This is a genomic window from Stenotrophomonas chelatiphaga, assembly GCF_001431535.1.
GTDB lineage: Bacteria > Pseudomonadota > Gammaproteobacteria > Xanthomonadales > Xanthomonadaceae > Stenotrophomonas > Stenotrophomonas chelatiphaga.
In genome coordinates, this window is record NZ_LDJK01000070.1 from 1 (window position 1) to 17,142 (window position 17,142).

Annotated in this window: 9 protein-coding genes; 8 read left to right on the forward strand and 1 reads right to left on the reverse strand. The window is 66.9% G+C overall.

The features are described 5' to 3' along the window. Positions 1-62: 62 nt before the first annotated feature. Complete coding sequence (locus ABB28_RS14300) at positions 63-1,382, reverse strand: M20 family metallopeptidase (protein ID WP_057509267.1); 1,320 nt, start codon at positions 1,380-1,382, stop codon at positions 63-65. Between the two features lie 185 nt (positions 1,383-1,567). Here ABB28_RS14300 and ABB28_RS14305 point away from each other — a divergent pair, with 185 nt between their 5' ends. From ABB28_RS14305 to ABB28_RS14340, 8 genes are all read left to right on the forward strand, one after another. Next, positions 1,568-2,809, forward strand: coding sequence for an efflux RND transporter periplasmic adaptor subunit (locus tag ABB28_RS14305; RefSeq protein WP_057509268.1), 1,242 nt, complete (start codon positions 1,568-1,570; stop codon positions 2,807-2,809). Positions 2,810-2,884: 75 nt separating this feature from the next. Next, entirely contained in the window at positions 2,885-6,124 is a 3,240-nt protein-coding gene (locus ABB28_RS14310) for an efflux RND transporter permease subunit (protein ID WP_057509269.1), read from the forward strand. 31 nt (positions 6,125-6,155) lie between these two features. Beyond that, complete coding sequence (locus ABB28_RS14315; protein ID WP_057509270.1) at positions 6,156-9,278, forward strand: efflux RND transporter permease subunit; 3,123 nt, start codon at positions 6,156-6,158, stop codon at positions 9,276-9,278. Positions 9,279-9,512: 234 nt separating this feature from the next. Further along, entirely contained in the window at positions 9,513-11,552 is a 2,040-nt protein-coding gene (locus ABB28_RS14320) for a TonB-dependent siderophore receptor (RefSeq protein WP_057509271.1), read from the forward strand. 130 nt (positions 11,553-11,682) lie between these two features. Further along, positions 11,683-13,881, forward strand: a complete 2,199-nt coding sequence (gene yccS, locus ABB28_RS14325) for a YccS family putative transporter (protein ID WP_057509272.1) — start codon at positions 11,683-11,685, stop codon at positions 13,879-13,881. Positions 13,882-14,440: 559 nt separating this feature from the next. Further along, positions 14,441-16,327, forward strand: a complete 1,887-nt coding sequence (locus ABB28_RS14330) for an MFS transporter (protein WP_057509273.1) — start codon at positions 14,441-14,443, stop codon at positions 16,325-16,327. Between the two features lie 152 nt (positions 16,328-16,479). Next, entirely contained in the window at positions 16,480-16,770 is a 291-nt protein-coding gene (locus tag ABB28_RS14335; RefSeq protein ID WP_057509274.1) for a CD225/dispanin family protein, read from the forward strand. A 33-nt stretch (positions 16,771-16,803) separates the two neighbouring features. Continuing rightward, on the forward strand, positions 16,804-17,082 hold the full coding sequence (locus tag ABB28_RS14340; RefSeq protein WP_057509275.1) for a CD225/dispanin family protein: 279 nt from the start codon (positions 16,804-16,806) through the stop codon (positions 17,080-17,082). Positions 17,083-17,142 lie beyond the last annotated feature (60 nt).

The following is a 17,142-nucleotide window of genomic DNA, read 5'->3' on the forward strand; positions in this document are numbered from 1 at the left end:
TTTTGCCGTTGCCGTTGCCGTTGCTCCAAACGGCAGGACCCCGGGCGCAGCCCGGCATACCCTCAGCCTTCGACAGGCGCGCCGTGCAGATAATCCAGGCTGACCTGCAGCAACGCCCGCAGGCCCACATCCAGCGCCTTCTCATCCAGCAGGAACTTCGGCGAATGGTTTGCCGGCGCCTTCGCCGGGTCGATGCCCTCGCTGGTGGAACCGACGAAGAAGAACATTCCCGGCACTTCCCTGGCGAACAGCGAAAAGTCCTCCGCGCCCATCTGCAACGGCGGCTCGTACACATTGTCCTTGCCCACCACCGCCTGCAGGCTCGGCAGCATGCGTGCGGTCAGCTGCGGGTCGTTGACCGTGGCCGGGTTGCCCTCCGCCTCGTAGATTTCCGTCACCGCCGTCGCCCCGTGCGCCGCCGTGGTGTGCTCGGCCACGTTGCGCAGGTCGGCGAAGATCTGCTGGCGCATGCCCTCGTCGAAGGTGCGGATGGTGCCCACCATCTCCACCTCGTCCGGAATGATGTTGTAGCGGATGCCGCCGTTGATCGCACCGAAGGTCACCACAGCCGGCTGCTGCGCCAGGTTGGTGCGGCGGCTGACGATGGTCTGCGCGGTGCCGATCAGGTCGGCCGTGGCCACGATCGGGTCCACCCCGTTCCACGGCGCCGAACCATGGGTCTGGCGGCCGATCACCTTGATCCCGAAGCGATCCGAGGCCGCCATCAGCGGGCCGCCCCGCACGGCGATCTTGCCGGCCTGCACGCTGGAAAACACATGCAGGCCGAACACCGCCTCCGGCTTGAAGTCGGCAAACACGCCCTCTTTCAGCATCAGCGCCGCGCCGCCCTCTTCCGGCGACGGCGCGCCCTCTTCGGCGGGCTGGAAGATCAGCATGACCTGGCCCGGCAGGTCCTTGCGCATCGCCACCAGCGCTTCGGCCACGCCCAGCAGCGTGGCGGTATGCGCATCGTGGCCGCAGGCGTGCATCACCCCGACCTGCTGGCCGCGGTAGGTGCTGGTGGCCTTGGAGGCGAACGGCAGCCCGGTCTGTTCGGTCACCGGCAGCGCGTCCATGTCCGCGCGCAGGGCGATCTTCGGACCGGGCTTGCCGCCTTCGATGATCGCCACCACGCCGTGGTGGGCAATGCCGGTCTTCGGCTTCAGGCCCATCGCGCGCAGCCGCTTGGCCACCTCCGCCGAGGTGCGCTCCTCGCGGTTGGACAGCTCCGGGTGCTGGTGGAAATCGCGGCGCCACTCCACCACCTGGGCCTGCAGGCGCTGGGCGGCGGCGGCCACTTCGGGGCGCTCGGCCGCCTGGCCATGGGCGAGCATCGGCAGGGCCAGCAGCAGGGCGGATGACAGCAGCGCGCGACGGGGCATCGGGATCTCCACGGTAGGGTTGCGCTTGAATGTAGGCCAAGCTGTCGCTTTCGGGAACCTTCGGGCCCGAGCAGGGTCCGAGCATCCGGCCCTTTTGGCATGCAGGCAGCGGCATCGCCCGCAGGTATGCTTGGCACCTTGCCAGCCGTGCGCCTTGCCCGGCCCAGCCCCCAGGAGTGATTGGAATGTCGCGTTTGTGGAAGATCGTGCTGCTGGTGGTGGCAGTGTTGGTGGTCGTGTTCGTTGGCCTGCGCATGGCCGGTGGCGGCAAGGACAAGCCGTCGGGCGAAGCCGCCGCCAGCGGTGAGCGTGGTGGGCCGCAGGCCGACGCCGGCCCGGTGCCGGTGACGGTGATCGAAGCCCAGCGCCAGGACGTGCCGGTGTACGCCAGCGCGCTGGGCACGGTGAGCGCGATGAATACCGTCACCGTCAGTCCGCAGATCGGCGGCCAGCTGATGAGCCTGAACTTCCGCGAAGGCCAGGAAGTGAAGAAGGGCGACGTGCTGGCGGTGATCGACCCGCGCAGCGCGCAGGCGAGCTACGACGAGGCATCGGCAGCCAAGCGCCAGAACCAGGCGCAGCTGGCCACCGCGCGCTCCAACTACCAGCGCTCCAGCGCGCCGGAGTACGCGCAGTACGTCGCAAAGACCGACCTGGACACCCAGCGCAACCAGGTGGCCCAGTTCGAAAGCGCGGTGGCGGCCAACGAAGCCAGCATGCGCGCTGCCCAGGTGCAGCTGCAGTACACCAAGGTCACCGCGCCGATCACCGGCGTGGCCGGCATCCGCGCGGTGGACGCCGGCAACGTGGTCAGCGCCGGGACCGCCCTGGTCACCCTGACCCAGGTGCATCCCATCCACGTGGTGTTCAACCTGCCCGAGCGCCAGCTGGGCGACGTGCGCACCGCCCAGCAGGCCGGCGCGGTGCAGATCGCCGCGCTGGACCGCACCGATGCCCATGTCATCAGCGGCGACGGCACCCTGGACGTGGTGGACAACCTGATCAGCAGCGACAGCGGCACCTTCCGTGCCCGCGCCCTGTTCGACAACCAGGCCAACGTCTTGTGGCCGGGCCAGTTCGTCAACGTGCGGTTGCAGCTGCGCACCATCGGTGGCGGCATCGTCATCCCCACCCAGGCCGTGATGCGCGGCCCGGACGGCGAATACGTCTACGTGGTGCAGGCCGACAACACGGTCAAGATGCAGACCGTGCGCAGCGGCGTGGAAGTCGGTGACAGCCACGTGCAGGTCACCGAAGGCCTGAAGGGCGGCGAGCGGGTGGTCAGCGAAGGCCAGTTCCGGCTCAAGCCGGGTGCCAAGGTCAACGCGCTGAAGCCGGGCGAGACCCCGGCCGCGCCGACCGAAGCCGAACTGAAGGCGGCACAGCAGCAGAACGGCGGCGGCCGCCGCGGTGGTGGCCCGCGCTGAGCGCGGGCATCGCCTGAGTTACCGGCGCCGGCACTTCTGCCGGCGCTGTCATGACGTTCCAGCAAGGATCCGCCCGTGGGCTTTTCGACCCTCTTCATCCGCCGCCCGATCGCCACTTCGCTGCTGATGGCGGGCCTGCTGCTGCTCGGCATCCTCGGCTACCGCCAGTTGCCGGTGTCGGCGCTGCCGGAAATCGATGCGCCCAGCCTGGTGGTCACCACCCAGTACCCGGGTGCCAACGCGACCACCATGGCCTCGCTGGTGACCACGCCGCTGGAACGCCAGTTCGGGCAGATCTCCGGGCTGGAGCTGATGACCTCCGACTCGTCGGCCGGACTGTCCACGATCATCCTGCAGTTCTCGATGGAACGGGACATCGACATCGCCGCCCAGGACGTGCAGGCCGCGATCCGCCAGGCCACCCTGCCCTCCTCGCTGCCCTACCAGCCGGTCTACAACCGGGTGAATCCGGCCGATGCGGCCATCGTCACCCTGAAGCTGACGTCCGACACGCGCCCGCTGCGCGAGGTCAACAACTACGCCGATTCCATCCTCGCCCAGCGCCTGTCGCAGGTACAGGGCGTGGGGCTGGTGTCGATCGCCGGCAACGTGCGCCCCGCAGTGCGAATCCAGGTGAATCCGGCGCAGCTGTCCAACATGGGCCTGACCCTGGAAGACCTGCGCAGCGCGCTGACCCAGGCCAACGTCAGTGCGCCGAAGGGCTCGCTGAACGGCAAGACCCAGTCCTACAGCATCGGCACCAACGACCAGCTGACCAGTGCCGCCGAATACCGCGACACCATCATCAGCTACCGCAACGGGGCGCCGGTGCGCCTGTCCGACGTCGCCAACGTGGTGGACGGCGTGGAGAACGACCAGCTGGCGGCCTGGGCCGACGGCAAGCCGGCGGTGCTGCTGGAAGTGCGCCGCCAGCCCGGCGCCAACATCGTGCAGACCGTGGAGCGCGTCCGCGCCCTGCTGCCGCAGCTGCAGGGCGTGCTGCCCGCCGACGTGCATTTGGAGATCTTCTCCGACCGGACCGAGACCATCCGCGCCTCGGTGCATGAAGTGCAGTTCACCCTGATCCTGACCATCGGTCTGGTGGTCGCGGTGATCTTCCTGTTCCTGCGCCGCCTGTGGGCCACCATCATTCCCTCGGTGGCGGTGCCGCTTTCGCTGGCCGGCACCTTCGCGGTGATGGCCTTCGCCGGCATGTCGCTGGACAACCTTTCGCTGATGGCGCTGGTGGTGGCCACCGGCTTCGTGGTCGACGATGCGATCGTGATGATCGAGAACATCGTCCGCTACATCGAACAGGGCAAGAGTGGCAAGGAAGCGGCCGAGATCGGCGCCCGCCAGATCGGCTTCACCGTGCTGTCGCTGACCGTCTCGCTGGTGGCGGTGTTCCTGCCGCTGCTGCTGATGCCCGGCGTCACCGGCCGGCTGTTCCATGAGTTCGCATGGGTGTTGAGCATCGCGGTCACGCTGTCGATGCTGATTTCGCTGACCCTGACCCCGATGATGTGCGCCTACCTGCTCAAGCCGGACGAACTGCCGGAAGGCGAAGACGCGCATGAGCGTTCGGCGGCGGCCGGGAAACAGAACCTGTGGAGCCGCACCGTCGGGCTGTACGAGCGCAGCCTGGACTGGGTGCTGGCCCACCAGCCGATCACCCTGGCGGTGGCAGGCGCGGCGCTGGTGCTGACCGTGGTGCTGTACCTGCTGATCCCCAAGGGCCTGCTGCCCGACCAGGACACCGGCATGATCACCGCGGTGGTCCAGGCCGACCAGAACGTGGCCTTCCCGCAGATGGAACAGCGCACCAAGGCGGTCGCCGAGGCACTGCGCAAGGACCCGGACGTCACCGGCGTGTCGGCGTTCATCGGCGCCGGCAGCATGAACCCGACCCTCAACCAGGGCCAGCTGTCTATCGTGCTGAAGGAGCGCGGCGAGCGCGATGGCATGGACGTGATCCTGCCGCGCCTGCAGCACGCCGTGCGTGACATCCCGGGCATCGCGCTGTACCTCAAGCCGGTGCAGGACGTGACCCTGGATACGCGCGTGGCCGCGACCGATTACCAGTTCGTGCTGTCGGACGTGCAGGCCGATGAAGTGGCCACCCATGCCACGCGCATGACCGAAGCGCTGCGCAAGCGCCCTGAGCTGGCCGACGTGGACAACAACCTGTCCACCCAGGGCCGGGCGCTTGAACTGAACATCGACCGCGACAAGGCCAGCGTGCTCGGCGTGCCGATGCAGACCATCGACGACACGCTCTACGATGCGTTCGGCCAGCGCCAGATCTCCACCATCTTCACCGAGCTCAACCAGTACCGCGTGGTGCTGGAAGTCGCGCCGGAGTTCCGCACCAGCACCGCCTTGATGGAGCAGCTGGCGGTGGCGTCCAATGGCACCGGCGCACTGACCGGCACCAACGCCACCAGTTTCGGCCAGGTCACCTCGTCCAACTCCTCCACCGCCACCGGCATCGGCAACCAGAACACCGGCATCACGGTGGGCGGCGGCGGCATCATTCCGTTGTCCGCGCTGGCTGACAGCAAAGTAACCAGCGCCCCGCTGGTGGTCAGCCACCAGCAGCAGCTGCCGGCGGTAACGATCTCCTTCAACGTGGCGCCCGGCTACTCGCTGTCCGCCGCGGTGAAGGCCATCGAAGAGACCCAGGCCGAACTGCAGCTGCCCACCCAGGTGCATGCGCAGTTCATCGGCAAGGCAGCTGAATTCACCGGCAGCCAGACCGACGTGGTGTGGCTGCTGCTGGCTTCGCTGGTGGTGATCTACATCGTGCTGGGCGTGCTGTATGAAAGCTACATCCACCCCATCACCATCATTTCCACCCTGCCGCCGGCCGGCGTCGGTGCGTTGCTGGCGCTGATGCTCAGCGGCCTGAGCCTGTCGGTGGACGGAATCGTCGGCATCGTGCTGCTGATCGGCATCGTCAAGAAGAACGGCATCATGATGGTCGACTTCGCCATCGAAGCACGGCGCACCGGTGCCAACGCGCACGAGGCGATCCGCCGCGCCTGCCTGCTGCGTTTCCGCCCCATCATGATGACCACCGCCGCGGCGATGCTGGGTGCGTTGCCGCTGGCATTGGGCACCGGCATCGGCTCGGAACTGCGCCGTCCGCTGGGCATCGCCATCGTCGGCGGCCTGCTGCTGTCGCAGCTGGTGACGCTGTACACCACGCCGGTGATCTACCTGTACATGGAACGCTTCTCCGAATGGCTGGCACGACGCCGCGAACAGCGTGCGGCGCGTCGTGGCGACGGCCCGGTGCAGGAGCCGCAGGCGTGAGCATGACCGACGTGCTGGCAGGAGCGTGGCGTTGAACATCTCCGGCCCCTTCATCCGCCGCCCGATCGGCACCGCGCTGCTGGCGATCGGCCTGTTCATCATCGGCCTGATCTGCTACCTGAAACTGGGCGTGTCGGCGCTGCCGAACATCCAGATCCCGGTGATCTTCGTGCATGCCAACCAGTCCGGCGCCGATGCGTCGACCATGGCCTCCACGGTCACCGCGCCGCTGGAACGCCACCTCGGCCAGCTGCCCGGCATCGACCGCATGCGCTCGTCGAGCTCGGAAGGCAGCTCGCTGGTGTTCATGATCTTCCAGAGCGATGTCGACATCGATTCGGCCGCGCTGGACGTGCAGACGGCGATCAATTCGGCCCAGGCCGACCTGCCGTCCGGGCTGGGGTCGCCGATGTTTTCCAAGGCCAACCCCAACGATGACCCGGTCATCGCGATCGCGCTGACCTCCGAAACGCAGTCCGCCGACGACCTGTACAACGTCGCCGATTCACTGCTCGCCCAGCGCATCCGCCAGATCACCGGGGTGTCGTCGGTGGATATCGCCGGTGCCTCGACGCCGGCGGTGCGGGTGGACGTCAACCTGCGGCTGATGAATGCCCTGGGGCTGACCGCCGACGACCTGCGCAACGCGGTACGCGCGGCCAACGTCACCTCGCCCACCGGCTTCCTCAGCGATGGCAACACCACCACCGCGATCATCGCCAACGATTCGGTGGCACGCGCGGCGGACTTCGCCAACCTGATCATCAAGACCGGCGCCGACGGGCGCATCATCCGCCTGCAGGACATCGCCAACGTCTACGATGGCCAGCAGGATGCCTACCAGGCGGCGTGGTTCAACCACAAACCGGCGGTGGTGATGTACGTGTTCACCCGCGCCGGCGCGAACATCGTGGAGACCGTGGACCGGGTCAAGGAACAGATCCCCACCCTGCGCGATTACCTGCAGCCCGGGACCACGCTGACCCCTTACTTCGACCGCACCCCGACCATCCGCGGCTCGCTGCATGAAGTACAGATCACCCTGCTGATCGCGCTGGCGATGGTGGTGCTGACCATGGCGCTGTTCCTGCGCCGGCTGGCGCCCACGCTGATCGCCGCCGTCACCGTGCCGCTGTCGCTGGCCGGTGCGGCGCTGGTGATGTACGCACTCGGCTTCACCCTGAACAACCTGAGCCTGCTGGCGCTGGTGATCGCGATCGGGTTCGTGGTCGATGATGCGATCGTGGTCATCGAGAACATCATGCGCCACCTGGACGAGGGCATGCCGCGCATGCAGGCGGCCTTCACCGGCGCGCGCGAGATCGGCTTCACCATCGTCTCGATCACCGCCTCGCTGGTCGCGGTGTTCATTCCGCTGCTGTTCGCCAAGGGCATGATGGGCGCGTTCTTCCGCGAGTTCACCGTCACCCTGGTGGCGGCCATCGTGGTGTCGATGATCATCTCGCTGACGCTGACCCCGGCGCTGTGCAGCCGCTTCCTGGACCCGCACGCCGATGCCGGCAAGCCGACCCGTTTCGGCCGTTGGCTGGATGCCGGGCACGACCGCATGCTGCGCGTGTATACCCGCCTGCTGGACTTCTCGCTGCGCCACGCGCTGCTGCTGTCGTTGACCCCGTTGATCCTGATCGGGGTGACCATCTTCCTGTTCGGCGCGGTCAAGAAGGGCGCCTTCCCCCCGCAGGACACCGGCCTGATCTGGGGCCGTGCCAACTCCAGCGCGACGGTCTCCTTCGAGGACATGGTCAACCGCCAGCGCCGCATCACCGACATGCTGATGGCCGACCCGGCGGTGAAGACCGTCGGCGTGCGGCTGGGCAGTGGCCGGCAAGGCTCCAGCGCGCAGTTCAACATCGAACTGAAGTCGCGCAAGGACGGCCGCCGCGAAACCACCGCGCAGGCGTTGTCGCGCCTGAGTGCCAAGGCCGACCGCTACCCCGACCTGCAACTGCGCCTGCGTGCCATCCAGGACCTGCCGAGCAATGACGGCGGCGGCTCCAGCCAGGGCGCGCAGTACCGCGTGTCACTGCAGGGCAACGACCTGGCCCAGCTGCAGGAGTGGCTGCCCAAGCTGCAGGCGGTGCTGAAGAAGAACCCGAAGCTGGCCGACGTGGGCACCGATGTCGACGATGCCGGACTGCGCCAGAACATCGTCATCGACCGGGCAAAGGCCGCGCGCCTGGGGATCTCGATCGGCGCAATCGACGGTGCACTGTACGGCGCGTTCGGCCAGCGCCAGATCTCCACCATCTATTCGGACATCAACCAGTACAGCGTGGTGGTCAACGCCCTGCCCGAGCAGACCGCCACGCCGGGCGCGCTGGACCAGGTGTACGTGCGTGCGGGCAATGGCGAAATGGTGCCGCTCACCGCAGTGGCCGAGCAGGTCCCCGGCCTGGCACCTTCGCAGATCACCCACGAAAACCAGTACACCACGATGGAGCTGAGCTACAACCTGGCGCCGGGCACCAGCATGGGCGAGGCCAAGGCGATCATCGACAGCACCGTGGCCGGCATGCGCATGCCCGGCGACATCCGGCTGGCCGAGGGCGGTGGCTTCGGCTTCGACTCGGACCCGATGGAAATGCTGGTGCTGGTGATGGCCGCGATCATGACCGTCTACCTGGTGCTGGGCATGCTGTACGAAAGCCTGATTCACCCGGTGACGATCCTGTCCACGCTGCCTGCTGCGGGCGTGGGCGCGCTGCTGGCGCTGTACGGCACCAACACCGAACTGTCGGTGATCTCGATGATCGCGCTGGTGCTGCTGATCGGCATCGTCAAGAAGAACGCGATCATGATGATCGACTTCGCGGTGGTGGCCCAGCGCGAGCACGGCAAGAGTGCGCTGGAAGCCGCGCGTGAAGCCAGCATCGTGCGCTTCCGCCCGATCATGATGACCAGCATGGTGGCGATCCTTGCCGCGGTGCCGCTGGCGATCGGCATCGGCGAAGGCTCCGAACTGCGCCGCCCGCTCGGCATCGCGATGATCGGCGGCCTGCTGTTTTCGCAGAGCCTGACCCTGCTCAGCACTCCGGCGCTGTACGTGATCTTCTCCTGCCTGGCCCAGCACTGGCGCAGCTGGCGCAGCCGCCGCCGCGAAAAGAAGCAGCTCAGACGCGCCGCCCGCGCCTGACCCGACAAAAAGGGGACGGAGGGGATTAAGTCGCTTTCAGCTCGTAAAGGGCCATGAACGACTTAATCCCCTCCGTCCCCTTTTTGCTAAGATGCGCGCCAGCCACGGTCTGACGCCCCCTTTGCGGCGCCCCCGCTGCCGGTTCCCGGCCAGCCTGCCTGATCCAGCCATCGACCCTCTCCCGCCATCTGCTGATCGCGGACGGCGCTGTGCTGTCCGCGGAGGACCCCTTCGATGCCGTTGTCCCGTTTCCCCCGTCGCGCCCTGCTGGCTGCTGCCCTGTCCTGCGCCTGCACCGTGCATGCGCAGTCCGCCACTGATCTGGACGCGGTGAAAGTCACCGCCGAACGCACCCATGCCAGCACCGGCGCGCTCGGCGATCGCAGCCTGCACGACACCCCGTTCGCGATCACCGCCGTCGGCCGGGAGCAGCTCGAGCAGCGCCAGGTGGTATCGCTCGGCGAAGCCTTCCTGCTGGACCCATCTGTCACCACCCAGGTCAGCGCGTATGCCAGTGGCTGGAGCTCGCCGATCCGCAACCGCGGCATCGACCTCAGCTACGACAGCTACCGCGTGAACGGCCTGCAGGTGTCCTCGTGGGGCACCGAGTGGCCGCTGGAAGTGATGGAGCAGGTTGAACTGCTGAAGGGTCCTGGCGGCTTCATGTATGGCTTCGGCCAGCCCGGTGGCATCGTCAACTACGTGACCAAGAAACCGACCGACCTGCCGACGCTGTCCGCCCAGCTCGGTTGGCGCGAGCAGGGCATCGTCAGCGCCGGCGTCGACAGCGGCGGTCGCTTCGGCCACGAACAGATGTTCGGCTACCGCTTCAACGCCTATCAGGAGAAGGGCGAAACCTTCAACGGCGGCGACGTGGATCGAAAGGTCGCCGCGCTGTCGCTGGACGCACGGCTGAGCGATGCGGTGACGTGGACCTTCGACGGGGTGTTCCAGCAACGCGACCTGTCCGGGGAATCGCCGCAGTATTACTTCATCGGCCTGACCTCGCTGCCGCGCGCGTTGGCCGGCGACGTCGACAACGGTGTTCCGGGCACCTACTACGACACCCGCTCCAGCCTGTTGTCCACCGCGCTGGACTGGCAGATCAGCAGCAACTGGAAGGCCAGCTTCAGCTACGGCTTCACCAGCTCCTGGAATGACGTCAACAAGATCTTCGCCTACATCGACGATACCAACGGCGACTATGACGTCAACGTCTACGAGCTTGGCGGCAAGAGCGAATGGAAGCTGGCCCAGGCACTGCTGCAGGGCCGCTTCCAGACCGGCCCGCTGAAACACCAGGTGGTGGCCGGCGCCAGCCACCAGACCGGGCTCGGCTGGGACCGCCCGTATGAGTGGAGCACCATCGGCCGCGGCAACCTCTACCAGCGCCCGACGCTGCGCCACGATGCGGTGGGATCGCGCGTGCTCAGCCGCGGCAGCGAGACCGTGCAGAAGGCGTTGTTCGCCAGCGATACGGTCGACGTTGGCGGTGGCTGGTCGGTGCTGCTGGGCGCGCGCTACAACGACTTCGAGAACAAGGGCAGCTACCACACCTACCCGGTGACCCCGACCTACGCGGTGATGTTCAAGCCGAACGCCGCCTGGACGCTGTATGCCAGCTACGTGGAGTCGCTGGAAGCCGGAAGCCGCGTCGGCACCGATTACCTCAATGCCGGCGACGTGCTCGACCCGACCATCAGCAAGCAGCGGGAAGTGGGTGCGAAGGTGGAGTCATCGCGCTGGAGTGGCAACGTGGCCGCGTTCCGGCTGGAGCGCGGCGCCAACATAGATCGCCTCACCAATGCCGGCAGGCTGCTGGTACAGGATGGCATCACCCTGTACGAGGGCATCGAGGCCAGTGCCGATGTGCGCGTGACCGATGCACTGACCGTCGGCGGCGGTGCGACCTGGCTCGACCCGACCTACGACAAGCTGTCCCCGTCCAGCGCCAGCCAGCAGGGCAACCGCACCGTGGGGGCGGCGCGCTGGAGCGGCGTGCTGCATGCCAGCTGGCAGCTGCCGTGGGTCGATGGGCTGGAGGCGTATGCGGCCGGCCGCTACTACGGCGATGTCTGGTACGACGCGGACAACACGTTGAAACTGCCGGACTACACCCTGTTCAACGCAGGCGTCGGCTACCGCATGCAGGCCGCCGGTCACGCCGTCACCTGGCGGGGCAGTGTCGAGAACCTGACCAACCGCAGGTACTGGTCCAACGCAGGCGTCGGCCTGCCGCGCACCTTCGCCGTCAGCGTCCGCCTGGACCTCTGAATGAGACGGGGGACGGAGGGGATCACGTCGTAGCCGGCCGACGCAGGGCCGGATACGACTTAATCCCCTCCGTCCCCTTTTTTCACGCCGGTGCCGCAATAATGGGGGCTGATGCTGCTGCCGAGCCCGCATGTCCGCTCCAGAATCCCGTCTCAGCCGCCTGTGGGCGCACGAAAAGGCCAGTTATGGCCTGCGTGTTTTCATCGCCCTGAGTACGGCGATGGCGGTGTGCTGGCACTTCGATGCGCTGCCCGCACTGCCCGGCGTGTTCCTCGGCATCATCGCCAGCGCCATCGCCGAAACCGATGACAATGCATGGGGCCGTACCAAGGCGGTGGTGTTGTCACTGCTGTGCTTCTGCATCGCCGCCGCCGCGGTCGTGTGGCTGTTCCCGCTGCCGTGGGTGTTCATCAGTGCGCTGGCGTTGTCTACTTTCGGGTTGACCCTGCTTGGCGGACTGGGCGAACGCTATGCCTCCATCGCGCAGGCCACCGTGACCCTGGCCATCTATACCATGATCGGGCTGGAGCAGCATGGCGCCGATGACTGGCATGCGGCGCTGGACGCGGTCAGCCACCTGCTGGCGGGCGCGACCTGGTACGGGCTGCTGTCGATCCTGTGGACGGCGCTGTTCGCCAACCGCCCGGTGCGCGAACGGGTGGCCCGGCTGTACGTTGAACTGGGCCGCTACCTGCAGTTGAAGGCCACCCTGTTCGAGCCCGTGCGCGAGGCCGACCTGCAACGCAGGCAGCTGGCACTGGCCGAACAGAACCGCCGCGTGGTCGAAGCGCTGAACATCGCCAAGACCGCCATCCTGGCCCGCTTCGGGCGCTCCGGACGCCCGGCGGTGAACTCCGGCCTGTACCTGCGCCTGTATTACACCGCGCAGGACTTCCACGAGCGCGCCAGCTCCTCGCACTATCCGTACGGGGCGCTGGTGGATGCGTTCTTCCACAGCGACGTGCTGTACCGCTGCCAGCGCCTGCTCGACCTGCAGGGACAGGCGTGCGCCCGGCTGGGCGAGGCGATCCGCGTGCGCCGTCCGTTCGTGTACGGCGACAGCAACCAGCAGGCCGCGCGAGACCTGGTCGATTCGCTGGCCTTCCTGCGCGCCCAGGAACGCCCGCAGTGGCGTCGCCTGCTGGCCTCGCTGGACCTGCTGGTGCACAACCTGCAGAGCATCGGCCGCCGGCTGCTGGATGCGGAGAATTCCGATGCCACGCTGGACAACGTCGACACCCGCCTGCGTGACAACAACCCGCATACCCTGCGTGAAATGGCCACCCGCCTGCGCCAGCAGCTGACCCCGGGCTCGGTGTTGTTCCGCCACGGCCTGCGCATGGCGATCGCGCTGGTGGTGGGTTTCGCCGCCATCTCAGTGTTCAATTTCCAGAATGGTTCATGGGTGCTGCTGACCATCGTGTTCGTGTGCCGGCCCAACTTCGGCGCCACCCGGCAGCGGCTGGCGCAACGCATCGCCGGCACGCTGGGCGGCCTGGTGCTGACCTGGGCGTTGCTGCAGCTGTTCCAGGACCTGCACAGCCAGCTGCTGATCGCGCTGCTGTCGGCCCTGCTGTTCTTCTTCACCCGCACCGACCGTTACCTGGTGGCGTCCGGCGCGATCACGGTCATGGCGCTGACCTGCTTCAACCTGATCGGTGACGGCTTCGTGCTGATCGTGCCGCGCATGGTCGACACCGTGCTCGGCTGCGCGATCGCCGCCGCGGCTGCCTTCCTGATCCTGCCGGACTGGCAGGGCCGCCAGCTCAACAAGGTCCTGGCGCGCGTGCTGGACAGTGCAGCGCGCTACCTGGAGGCGGTGCTGGGCCAGTACCGCAGCGGCATGCGTGATGACCTCGCCTACCGCATCGCCCGGCGTGACATGCACAACGCGGACGCCGCGCTGTCCACGGCGTTGTCCAACATGCTGCGCGAGCCCGGCCATGTGCGCCGCAACCTCGATGCCAGCTTCCGCTTCCTGGCGCTGTCCAACACGCTGCTCGGCCATCTCTCCGCGTTGGGCGCCCATCGCGACCAGGTCGACAGCTTCGCCCAGGACCCGCTGGCGCTGTCTGCCGGCGAGCACGTACAGCAATCGTTGAAGCAACTGGCGACCGCGCTGGCCGAACGCCACCCGATCGCGGAGGGTGACAGCGAGGGTGACCGCGGCATGGCCGAACAGCTGGAGCAGTTCGACGATGCGATGCCACCGAAGCTGCAGTTGATCCGCACGCAGGTGGCACTGGCATTGCGGTTGCTGCCGAAGCTGCGCAGCGCGGCGGATGAGGCGGTGCAGGGAACGGTGCGGGAACGGACGGCGAACGGGTGAGACCCCCTCGCGGGTGGGCTTTGATGCAGCTGGAGCTGGGTCGGGCGGTGGGGCTGGTCGGGGGACGGCAAGAGCCGCTCCTGCGGGCCTCGTTTCGCGCCATCCATGGCGCTCAACGCCCCCGCCCAGCCCCACCGCCCGACCCCCTGACAGGTTCCGGTGGCCGCCACCCGCGTAAAAAAGACAAAAAAAAGCGGTAGCGCCGACCCATGGTCGGCGGAATCCATCAGCCCCCACTCCCCCAAACATCCGCCGACCATGGGTCGGCGCTACCGAAGATTTCACGGCCACCATGGACCTGTCGAAGGTGGGGCGGGGTGGCTGTGCAGGACCGTCTTTTCGCATGGATGCGAAAAGCGAGCCCCCATGGACGGGTTAACGGCGTGTCCTGCACAGCCACCCCGCCGCACCACCCACAGCCCTGCAGCTTTTGACGTTGACGTTGAACTTGACGTTGACGTTGACGTTGACGTTGCACTTGACCTTGCTTGAAGCCTGCCGCAGGCAACCACCCTCACATCACCGGATGCTAGGCTTCGCCGGTCCGAAGGGAGTTTCCATGTCAGGCCACAGCCAGTTCGCCCTGCTCCGCCAGCGCCGCTTCCTGCCGTTCTTCATCGTGCAGTCGCTCGGCGCGTTCAATGACAACGTGTACCGCCAGGCCATCATCGGCCTGCTGTACTACCTCAGCGTGCCCAAGGAAGAACTGACGCTGTACACCACGCTGGCGCCGGCGATCTTCATCCTGCCGTATTTCCTGTTCTCCGCCCTGGCCGGACAGATCGCCGAAAAGCTGGAAAAATCACGCTTGATCGTGATCACCACCACCATGGAGATCGTGATCATGACGCTGGCCGCGGCCGGCTTCCTCACCCAGAACATGACGCTGCTGCTGATCGCGCTGTTCTGCACCGGGCTGCAGTCCACCCTGTTCGGGCCGGTCAAGTACTCGGTACTGCCTTCGATATTGAAGCCGGAGGAACTGACCGGCGGCAACGGGCTGGTGGAGATGGGCACCTCGATGTCCATCCTCACCGGCATGATCGTCGGTGGCCTGATCTTCACCCTGGCCGGCAGTCACGGACCCATCGTCGCGGCGACCGCGGTCATCGCGCTGGCGGTGCTCGGCAACGTCTGCGCGCGGATGATCCCGAAGGTCGACGCCGGCGCGCCGGAGCTGAAGATCAACTGGAATCCCCTGCCCGAATCGCTGGCCGTGCTGCGCATGGCGAAGAAGCAGAAGGCAGTGCGCAACGCGATCCTCGGCGTGTCCTGGTTCTGGTTCGTCGGCACCCTCCTGACCTCGCAGTTGCCCACCTACGCGATCACCAACCTGGGCGGCGAGCCTACGCTATACATCTTCGCGCTGGCCCTGTTCTCGATCGGTACCGGCGTGGGTTCGCTGCTGTGCGAAAAGCTGTCCGGCCGCACGGTGGAAATCGGACTGGTGCCGCTGGGTGCGTTCGGCATGACCGCCTTCCTGCTCGACCTGTACTTCGCCCGTGCCGGTGAAGCCACGGCGCAGGGGCTGTCCGTAGTGGCCTTCGTGCAGCAGGCGGGCAGCATCCGCATCATCATCGACCTGCTCGGCATCGGCCTGTTCACCGGCTTCTTCGTGGTGCCGCTGTTCGCGCTGATCCAGAGCCGCACGCCGAAGTCGGAAATGTCGCGCGTGTTCGCGGCACTGAACATCCAGAACTCCGGCTTCATCGTAGCCGCCGCCGGCGTCGGGCTGGCCGCGCACGCGGCCGGGGTGACCATCCCGCAGCTGTTCCTGGGCCTGGCCATCGCCAACGCGTTGGTGGCGATCTACATCTTCACCATCGTGCCCGAATTCCTGATGCGCTTCCTCAGCTGGCTGATGGTGCGTGCGCTGTATCGGCTGCGTCCGCACGGCATCGAAGCCAGCGTACCTGACGAAGGCGCGGCGCTGATCGTCTGCAACCACGTCAGTTACCTGGATGCGTTGATCCTGTCGGCCAGCATCCCGCGCCCGGTGCGCTTCGTCATGTACTACCGCATCTTCAACATCCCGGTGATGAGCTGGATCTTCCGTACCGCCAAGACCATTCCGATCGCCGGTGCCAAGGAGGACCGCGCCTTGATGCTGCGCGCCTTCGATGAGATCGACGCGGCGCTGGCCGAGGGTGAGCTGGTGTGCATCTTCCCCGAAGGGGCGCTGACCCGCGACGGGCAGATGGGGGCCTTCAAGAGCGGCGTGGACAAGATCCTCGAACGGCGCCCGGTGCCGGTGGTACCGATGGCCCTGCGCGGCATGTGGACCAGCATGTGGAGCCGGCGCGACAGTCGACTCGGCCGCATGCGGGTACCGCGCCGTTTCCGCGCCACCATCGAAGTGGTGGCGGCGCCGGCGGTGGAGGGAAGCGCCGCCAGCGCAGAACGGCTGGAGGCGCAGGTGCGTGCCCTGCGCGGCGACCACGCCTGAGCCGGCACGCCCCTGCGGCAAGGCTGTAAGCGTTTCCAGAATTCGTGCCGGAAACGCATACAGGTGACGCATGTTGCTGTAGATTACCCAGCCACAGGGGGGCGCACCGGCACGCCGTGAAACGCCGGCCACCAAGGAATGGAGTCTCGCACTTGAACCATCCACCGCCAATCGGCACCTCGTCGGTGTACGTCCCCAACCATCTGGTCTGGGCGATCCTGTCGACGTTGTTCTGCTGCCTGCCGTTGGGTGTGGTGTCGATCGTCTATGCCGCCCAGGTTGATGGCCGCCGCGCTGCCGGTGACCTGGTGGGCGCGCAGGAGGCATCGCGCAAGGCGGGGTGGTGGGCAGTAGCTTCGGCTGCTGCGCTGCCGGTCCTGTTGCTGTTGTGGTTCGGGCTGTTCGGCGGCCTCGCCGCGCTGGGCGCTCTCTCCGGTAACTGAGTCACCACCATCCACCCGCAAGGAGCTTATGCAATGAATGCCACCACCCCGCAGATTCCGAATCACCTCGTCTGGGCGATCCTGAGCACGCTGTTCTGCTGCCTGCCGCTCGGCATCGTGTCGATCGTCTTCGCCGCGCAGGTCAACAGCAAGGTTGCTGCCGGTGATATCGCCGGTGCCCGCGAAGCCTCGGACAAAGCCAAGAAGTTCGCCATGTGGGCGGCAATCGCCGGCGTCGTGGTCATCGTGCTGTACGCCATCTTCGTCGTTGCCCTGGGTGGCATGGGCGCGCTGAGCAACAGCGGCTACTGAGTTGCCTGGCGGGATCCGGCATCGCGCCGGGTCCCGCTTTTCCCGTATGTCCCTGCCCAC